The following is a 1,069-nucleotide window of genomic DNA, read 5'->3' as shown; positions in this document are numbered from 1 at the left end:
TCCTATTAACAATTAAATTCGCCACGGGTCGCACCTAAAAGCACCGATTGCGTGTAGCCCATAAGCTGATTAATGATTGCTGATTAATGATTGCTGATTACTGATTGCTGACGGCTTAATGCTTACCCTGCAACTTATTACCAGTCCTAAGAATTTGTCCAGCTAAGACAGCAGCACCAAAGCCATTATCAATATTAACTACTCCTATCCCTGGTGCGCAAGAATTCAACATGGTTAACAGGGGTGCCATACCACCAAAACTGGCTCCATAGCCCACACTAGTCGGAACGGCAATCACTGGACAATCGGCCATGCCAGCTACCACACTGGGTAATGCTCCTTCCATCCCAGCTACGACAATTAAGACATCGGCCTCGGCAATCATCTGTCGATTATTCAGCAAGCGGTGGATACCAGCTACCCCTACATCCCAAAGGCGCTTGACCTGAAACCCACATAACTCAGCGGTTATTGCGGCTTCCTGAGCTACTGGTAAATCCGATGTGCCTGCGGAAATTAGACTAATGATGCCAGGATATTTAGGTTCGAGGTGGGATGGTGCGATCGCACAAATCCGAGCTGTGGAATAATACTGTAACTCTGGGACTTTTGACTCTAGCTCCGTTGCCACCTCTGGTGTAATCCGTGTAGCCATTACTACCGGATTCCGCTGGCGCATTACCGCCATAATCTGAGCAATTTGGTCAGGGGTTTTGCCCTCTCCCCAAATTACCTCAGGAAATCCTGTTCTTAAGGTGCGGTGGTGGTCAATTTTGGCAAAATCACCCACTTCTTCGTAGGTAAAATCTTTCAGTTTATCTAGAGCAACAGTTGGGCTAAGGTCACCAGCCGCAACCGCTTCCAGTAGAGATTTTAATGCTTCGGGTTGAGTCATTTTCTTTTTTAAGGGAGTAGGGAGTAGGGAGTAGGGAATCGGGAATCGGGAATCGGGAATCGGGAATCGGGAATCGGGAATCGGGAATCGGGAATCGGGAATCGGGAATCGGGAATCGGGAATCGGGAATCGGTAATCGGGAAGAAGTTTTAATGGTTTAATATTTTAAATTTA

At 47.1% G+C, this 1,069-nt stretch carries 1 protein-coding gene; it reads right to left on the bottom strand.

Annotation, left to right across the window (positions count from 1 at the left end):
* Positions 1-115: 115 nt before the first annotated feature.
* Entirely contained in the window at positions 116-895 is a 780-nt protein-coding gene (gene larB, locus F6K49_RS52360; protein WP_293110978.1) for a nickel pincer cofactor biosynthesis protein LarB, read from the bottom strand.
* Between the last annotated feature and the right edge of the window lie 174 nt (positions 896-1,069).

The sequence above is a fragment of the Moorena sp. SIO3I6 genome (assembly GCF_010672095.1).
Note: the sequence above shows the minus strand (reverse complement) of the source record. Positions and strands in the feature narration are given on the sequence as shown.